Raw genomic sequence first — 7,205 nt, 5'->3', positions numbered from 1 at the left:
TGCAAGCCCAAGCAGGATACAGGGGGAACAAGGATGAAGTGATGAAACCAATTTAAATAAACCTATATAAGACCTAAACCCCTTGTATCCTATCCTAGTAGGAGGTGTGAGTTGTTGCGAGAGGCTGTTTCGAAGACCACCACTGTAGGACTTGTTACTGGAGACTATGTTGTTCTCGCAGCGGATAAAAGAGCCACGGCTGGACCAATGGTTTACCATAAGGCTGTTAAAAAGATTTCCAAGATAACAGATTATGCTGCGCTAACTATATCGGGACTAGTGGCTGATGCACAGTATATTGTTGAGAACGCCAGGTATATCGCTAGGGAATACGAGATCGAGATGGGGGGTCCCATACCAATTAAGGCGTTAGCCTCAAGGATATCATTAATACTATCGGTTTACCTAAGATACAGCCCATTCATAGTCCAACTACTACTAGGAGGCAGAGATAGCACTGGTGCAAGCCTATACTACATGGATTTATACGGAAGTGTAACAAGGGAGAAGTATATGGCTACTGGGAGCGGTTCCCCAGTGGCATTCGGGATCCTAGAGAAAAATTATAGAAGTGATTTAAGCCTCGAGGAGGCTAAGAAACTCGCCTTCAACGCTGTTTCATCAGCTATAATGAGGGATGGATTCAGCGGGGAAGGAGTAGATATAGTTGTAATAGGGCCCGGCATCTACTCTGAGGAAACAATACCATTAAAGAAAACCATCGAGTCGTCTTAAAGGGTTTTTACAACCGAAACCCTAGCATTAACCAAGATTTATAAACACTTCATCCCCGCTCTAAGGGGCAGGGCATTAAGGTGGAGGCCCTAAACGAACATAAAACACGTGAAATATCCTCTAGGGGCAAACGGTTAGATGCTGTATAGACCGCGTTAAAGTTAAAAACCCTCATATATGTTTCATTAATCAGCGCTACGATAGTGTTTACTCCTCAGGAAATACAGGAGTGGTGTGATGACTTGTGAAGCCAGATAGAATACTGCTAGAGAAGAACAAATTAGAGCTGTTGAAGAACATAATGGAAGAGATACCTCCAGAGCTTGAGTTATCTAACATAGAGTTCGAGGGCCCCTTCATAGTAATATATGTAAGGAACAGGGAGGCCATCGAGAAATACCTTGATCTAGCACAGAATATAGCTAAGAAAGTACGTAAGAGAGTCGTCATCAGGGTTTCCCCTGAGAACCGACTTCCGCCAGAGGAGGCAAAGGAACTAATAAAGCTACTGGCACCTAAAGACGCCGGGATAGATCCCAATGGGATATACTTCGATGAAGCCTTAGGCGAGGTATGGGTTAAAGTAGAAAAGCCTGGCTACCTGGTTGGAAGAGGAAGCATGATGAGGCACTTGATCCTGGCTAAAACAGGGTGGCGTGTTATCCCTCAGCGTTCATCACCACTGGAATCGAAGACCCTCTACGAGGTACTCAATAATGTATTGAAGCAGAGTGGCTATAGAGTCGAGTATCTGAGGCGACTCGGAGAGAGGATACATAGGGATGTAATATATAGGAACAACTATGTCAAAGTAACAGGGCTAGGTGGCTTCAGAGAGGTTGGTAGATCGGCTATATTAGTTGAGACAAGGGAGAGTAAGATACTGCTGGATCTCGGGTTAAACACTGGCACTATAGACGACCCCAATAAGGCTTACCCATTCCTAGAAATAGACTCCCTGAGACTCGAGGAGCTGGATGGTGTCGTAGTGACCCATGCCCATCTAGACCACGTAGGGTTGGTTCCCATACTCTACAAGTATGGTTACCGTGGACCCGTGTATGTGACGAAGCCTACGAGGGAGCTAATGATCGTTATGTTAAAGGACTTGATTGATGTAACCAGAAGGTCTGGTAGGTACATACCATTCTCAGAGAGGGACATATCTACAATGCTACTTCACACTATAACCGTGGACTATGATGAAGTAACGGATGTAGCACCGGATATAAAGCTCACAATGTATAATGCTGGCCATATCCTTGGCTCTGCAATAGTCCACTTGCACATAGGCATGGGCCTCCATAATATAGTCTATACAGGGGATTTCAAGTACTCTGAGACAAGACTACTCAATAAAGCCAATACAGTGTTCCCACGGGTTGAAACCCTCATAATGGAGGGCACTTATGGAGCAACCCTCCAGGAGAGTAGGATTCAAGCCGAGCAACAATTAATCGATATAGTGAAGAGGACGAGCGACAGAAACGGAGTAGTGTTAATACCGGTATTCGCTGTTGGAAGAGGACAAGAAATAATACTCATACTTAATGAGGCCATGAAGAACGGTAGAATACCAAGGATGAATATATATGTCGAGGGATTAGTTAACGAGGTAACAGCTATACACACACAGTACCCTGAGTACCTGAATAAATCCCTTAGAGAAGCAATATACAATGGAGAAAACCCGTTTACATCAGAATGGTTAAAACCCATAGAAACCGGGGTGGCGAGGCCGGACATCATTGAAGACAAGCCATCCATAATAATAGCAACAAGTGGCATGCTCACCGGTGGCCCTGCAGTAGACTACCTGAGGCTGTTGGCCAGCGATGAGAGAAACTCCCTGGTGTTCGTAGGATATCAGGCTGAGGGGACGCTTGGTAGGAAAATAAAAGACGGCGCTAGAGAGATAACCATGGTTGTTGAAAACAAGGTTGAGGCAATACCTATAAAGCTAGAGGTATATAGTATTGAGGGCTTTAGTGGACATAGTGATCAACGCGAGCTATTAGAGTATGCTAGAGACGTCTCGCCCAGGCCAAGGAAGATACTACTGAACCATGGAGAACCCACAGCACTCAGCACGCTGGCTACACTACTTAGGAGTGATAAGGAATTAAAGTCTAAGGGGCGCCCCGAGGTGCTAGTGCCTAATATATTGGACACCATTAATTTAACATAGCATTAAAATCTATCACAGATTAGTGGAGTTCAGGTGACTCTATGAATAGGGTTTTATTCCCGGGTAGATTCCAGCCATTCCACAATGGGCATTTATCCGTGGTTAAAAGGCTTCTAGAGGGCTTTGACGAAGTAGTTATAGCCATAGGTAGCGCCCAGGAGGGTTTTACATGCAGGAACCCGTTTACAGCTGGGGAACGCTTAGAAATGATTGCCAGAACCCTCAAGGAGGAAGCGTTGTTTGAGAAGGCCTGGCTGATACCGGTCCCCGACATCAATATGCCGATGGCCTGGACAACATACACTCTCTCCCTAGTGCCCAGGGTCTCGAGTATTGCTTCAGGGAACCCGCATGTGCTCGAGTTATTTAAGTGGACTGGGTTTAAAACGATTAGAGTAGAGCTTGTGGAGCCGGATAAATACAGTGGTGCGTACATTAGGCAATTAATCCTCGAGGGCAATGAATACTGGAGGAAACTAGTGCCAAACGCTATCTCGAGATACATAGACGAAGTAAACGGAGTCGAGAGAATAAGGGAGGTGTGTAGGAATGAACATTCTAGAAATTGACGGCAGTATTGGAGAAGGCGGTGGACAAATACTTAGGTATGCTCTTGCATTATCCGCTTTAACACTTAAGCCTATCAGGGTATATAATATAAGAGCGAAAAGAGACAATCCAGGCCTCCGCCCCCAGCACTTAACAGCTGTTGAAGTACTTAAAGAGGTAACAGGGGCTGAAGTAGAGAACGCGAAAGTAGGCAGCATGGAGATCCTGTTTAAACCAACCAGTAGGAGAAGCGGTGAGATGGAGATAGATATTGGAACCGCTGGAAGCATTTCACTAGTACTGCAAGCCATGCTTCCAGTATTATTGTTTGCCGAAGGAGACTCAAGGGTGAGGTTAAAGGGGGGAACAAATGTACCGTGGAGCCCTCCAATAGATTATATTAAACACGTCTTCCTATACAATATAAGCCACATGGGCGTTAGAGCCAATATCGAAGTGGTGAGGAGGGGACACTATCCTAGGGGCGGTGGGTTAGTTAATGTGGAAGTTAAACGCGTCGAGGAGGCCTTGAAGCCATTAATGATTGTTAGAAGGGGGCGTATAAGGGGTTTCAGAATACACAGCTACTGCGTTAAGCTACCTGCCCATGTAGCTGTGAGACAGTGTGAGTCGGCTAGACGTATTCTCTCAGGGATATTCAAGGAGAAAATAACAGAGGAGATAGAGACTTATCCACCAGATAAAGACCCTCATCTAGGCCCTGGAAGCGGCATCCTTATCTACGTTGAAGCCGAGCCAGGGATAAGACTAGGCAGTGATTCATTAGGCGAGAAAGGAAAACCAGCTGAGAGAGTAGGTGAGGAAGCCGCTCTAATACTCATTGAGGAATTAGAGACAGGCATGGCTTTCGATAGGCATATGGGCGATATGCTGATACCCTATCTGTTTCTAGCCAAGGGGACAAGTAGAATAGGTGTTTCAATGATCACGCTTCACTTGTTAACAGCCATAGAGGTTGGAAAGTTATTCTTTCCAGAGGCAAAGGTAGAAGTAGATGGAGAGCTGGGTAAACCAGGTATAATAACTATCCAGGGCGTTGGGTATAAGCCATAAACGCCTCTACTAATACCTTTCTTAAAGCATCCATGTTTATTTCCAGCAGTGCTGAGATACAAATGGGTTTCAAGCCGGTTCTTGACTCGATTAATTCAACCATTTCTCTAAGTATGTCGCCTGGCACTAAATCCACCTTGTTCACCACTAGTGTAACCGGTTTCTCACCTATCAGCTTCCTCACTACTTCATACACCCTGAGCTGCTCCTCGATAGAGTAGTAGAAGGAGGGGTTGACATCAAACACGAATAATAAATGATCCGCTAAGTATTTTACTGCTAATATGGCTCGTTTCTCAATAATATTCTTCTCATCAAGCGAGGTATCAATAATGCCCGGTGAATCTATCAGGACTATCCTGCCAATATCCCCAACCACCATATGTCCTACAATAATATTACGGGTTGTAAAAGGGTATGAGCCTATCTCCGGCTTAGCCCTCGTCAGCTTCGAGATAAGTGTGGATTTACCCACCTGGGGAACCCCTGATATAACAACCCTATAATCTCCTGAGACATCAGGCATCCTCGCCACCTCGCTAACGTACTTCTTCACAAGCCCTATGATCCTTGCCTTCCTCCTATACAGGGAGAGAAGCCTCCCTAATCCCTCCCTGAATACTTTTACTGGATCACTACTCCCTCTACGTATTTCATCCAGGTACTCCTGAGCGATCTCCTTGGCAATCCTCATATATGCCTTGAACACCTGCCTGGTTCTATCAGGGTCTTCGCCGACGTAGATCCTATATAGTTCTCTAAAGAACTCGGGCATTCCATCGACCACATCAAGAACGCTCACTATTACGCCGAGTTCATCGTGTATAATCCTATAGGCTAGCTTTAGCTTGTTTAACAATATAGTCTTCCTAGCCGTAGCAGGGGTCCTCAGACTCCTTAGCTTGGAGTCCACGTGTTTCAATAGCTCCTTATAAGTCTTAATATAGTACCTACTGAGATCCCTTTCCCTCCTGTCTTTAATGCTCATACTGCTTTTATCCCCGTTGAAGCTATATTAATTATCACTTAATATTATGAAGGTGCCACTATGGTTTTTATATGGGATTTATACGATGCTATCTATGGGTGTTAACTACTTGTCCATACTACTCATAGCCATCGCCACCATTATATGGAGACAACCGGTGCTGCCGCCAAATACTGCTTCAACATGGATGTTTCACCCGAGGAGTTACTAGTACTTAGCCTGTTGCGGGTTCTAAATCCTTTCTAATTTGGATATTTTTGGATGTGTTTTATCTTCTCGGTGTCTTCACTCGCTTTCCTCGATGACTATTACCTTTTACTTTTCTCCCGGTATTCTCTGGGTGGTTGTATGGGGTATTCCCCCGCTGTGAGGGGTGAAGCCAGACGGAGCTGGGGAATAAGAAATAAGGGGTGAAGCAGGCAATTACAGGTATCCACCAGACACGAACCCTTTAGGGCGGGAGAAGAGGTCAGATATCATAGAATCATCTGGAAACACGCGCGACGTAGGTATACTTTTTGGTAAACCTTATAAGGGTTTACATATAAACGTATGTTATTGGTTAAGAGTATGTCTTATGTAACTGTTTCAGCTAAGATACCCAAGAGATTGAAGGAGCTCATGAATAAGTATGGGATTAAACCAGGACCAGTCATAAGGAGGGCTCTAGAGGAGGAAGTTAAGAAACGAATTCTAGCTGAGCTTGAAGAGAAACTGAGGGATATACTAAGTGAAATAGCTGGTATTCCAGATGAAGAAATAGTAGATTTAATACGTGGAGATAGAGAGAGGAGGTAGAATTGCTCCTACTGGATTCAAGCGCTATTGTGAACCTAGTGAAACGCGGTGATTTAAGTGTTTTCACTAAAGCGCATACTTTGGACCTAGCACTATATGAATCTCTCAACGCTGTATGGAAAGAAGTACATTTAATCAAAAGGATCAATGTGGAGACAGGCTTTAAACTCACGGAGATCATCGCGAACATATTCAACATAATAGAAGTACACACCATAAAGGAATCTGAAAAAGAAGTTCTCGGTTTTTCGCTTAAAGAAGGCTTAACCATCTACGATGCATCCTATATCTACGTAGCGATGAAGGAGAAATTAACACTAGTAACAGATGATGTAAAGTTAAGGCAAGTAGCGTCAAAGTATGTGAAAGCCCTACCATCGATTGATATCAGTAAAGAGAACAAGTACTAAGTTACCATAATACACTTTTAAACCAAGCAAAAACTCGTGCCTTTGGCTGTTGTTTTGGTTCTCATAGCAGTTTATAGTATTATTACATTACGAAAACCTCCAGGCCCTGTTATGCTGTGTCCCTGGCTGTCTAGGACTATGTTGCTCGCAGCTATCCTTATACACTAGTCTTTACCAGGGTATGTCCCAGCTAGATCCTGGGTCAGCACGTATTCTCCTGGGAGATTATTACTATACACTCTGTGATCTCCATTGCCACGGTTGCTTGCATTGATTTATCTGCTGTTGCCGGGATTTGCTGGGTTGCTTGGCTTAGGAAGAACGAGATAGAGGCTACTGTGGATTTATAGATAACTTTAAATTCCTGTAGATATCTCTAGGGTACTTAGAGTTCCTGTGATCCGCTGCGCGGTGAGAGGGTGGAAGAGGGTGAAAGTAGCTAAAGTCCTATTGAGACTAGCTA

7 protein-coding genes are annotated in these 7,205 nt (G+C 44.4%); 6 read left to right on the top strand and 1 reads right to left on the bottom strand.

The window, feature by feature from the left end:
* Positions 1 to 114 precede the first annotated feature (114 nt).
* The 4 genes from ACP5N5_RS04835 (at position 115) to rtcA (ending at position 4,546) form a co-directional block, all read left to right on the top strand.
* The gene (locus ACP5N5_RS04835) at positions 115 to 735 is read left to right on the top strand and encodes a proteasome subunit beta (protein ID WP_012608955.1); all 621 of its coding nucleotides are present in this window, start codon (positions 115 to 117) and stop codon (positions 733 to 735) included.
* Between the two features lie 244 nt (positions 736 to 979).
* Positions 980 to 2,923: a beta-CASP ribonuclease aCPSF1 gene (locus ACP5N5_RS04830; protein ID WP_428133442.1), complete on the top strand. Its 1,944-nt coding sequence runs from the start codon at positions 980 to 982 to the stop codon at positions 2,921 to 2,923.
* A 41-nt stretch (positions 2,924 to 2,964) separates the two neighbouring features.
* Positions 2,965 to 3,492 (top strand): nicotinamide-nucleotide adenylyltransferase, encoded by a 528-nt coding sequence (locus ACP5N5_RS04825; RefSeq protein WP_012608953.1) that lies wholly within the window; start codon positions 2,965 to 2,967, stop codon positions 3,490 to 3,492.
* A complete protein-coding gene (gene rtcA / locus ACP5N5_RS04820) occupies positions 3,473 to 4,546 on the top strand; it encodes an RNA 3'-terminal phosphate cyclase (protein WP_042666745.1) in 1,074 nt (357 codons plus the stop codon). Before ACP5N5_RS04825 ends, rtcA begins: the two co-directional genes overlap by 20 nt.
* Here rtcA and ACP5N5_RS04815 read toward each other — a convergent pair.
* Positions 4,518 to 5,534, bottom strand: coding sequence for an NOG1 family protein (locus ACP5N5_RS04815; RefSeq protein ID WP_012608951.1), 1,017 nt, complete (start codon positions 5,532 to 5,534; stop codon positions 4,518 to 4,520). The two genes, rtcA and ACP5N5_RS04815, sit on opposite strands and share 29 nt — an antisense overlap.
* 552 nt (positions 5,535 to 6,086) lie before the next feature.
* On the opposite strand from ACP5N5_RS04815, the gene ACP5N5_RS04810 reads away from it, so the two are divergent.
* A complete protein-coding gene (locus ACP5N5_RS04810) occupies positions 6,087 to 6,332 on the top strand; it encodes a hypothetical protein (protein ID WP_012608949.1) in 246 nt (81 codons plus the stop codon).
* A gap of 2 nt (positions 6,333 to 6,334) precedes the next feature.
* Positions 6,335 to 6,742 carry a type II toxin-antitoxin system VapC family toxin gene (locus tag ACP5N5_RS04805; RefSeq protein WP_428133433.1) on the top strand — a complete coding sequence of 136 codons (408 nt, stop codon included), beginning with the start codon at positions 6,335 to 6,337 and terminating at the stop codon, positions 6,740 to 6,742.
* Positions 6,743 to 7,205: the final 463 nt, after the last annotated feature.

It is taken from the genome of Desulfurococcus sp., assembly GCF_049970475.1.
GTDB classification, from domain to species: domain Archaea; phylum Thermoproteota; class Thermoprotei_A; order Sulfolobales; family Desulfurococcaceae; genus Desulfurococcus; species Desulfurococcus amylolyticus.
The sequence above is the reverse complement of the archived record's forward strand: the minus strand, read 5'-3'. Positions and strand labels throughout refer to the sequence as shown.

Bases quoted from the DNA above. Each gene is read 5' to 3' on its own strand.
- ACP5N5_RS04825 (WP_012608953.1), top strand. From the start codon at position 2,965: ATGAATAGGGTTTTATTCCCGGGTAGATTCCAGCCATTCCACAATGGG.
- rtcA (WP_042666745.1), top strand. From the start codon at position 3,473: ATGAACATTCTAGAAATTGACGGCAGTATTGGAGAAGGCGGTGGACAA.
- ACP5N5_RS04815 (WP_012608951.1), bottom strand. From the start codon at position 5,534: ATGAGCATTAAAGACAGGAGGGAAAGGGATCTCAGTAGGTACTATATT.
- ACP5N5_RS04810 (WP_012608949.1), top strand. From the start codon at position 6,087: ATGTTATTGGTTAAGAGTATGTCTTATGTAACTGTTTCAGCTAAGATA.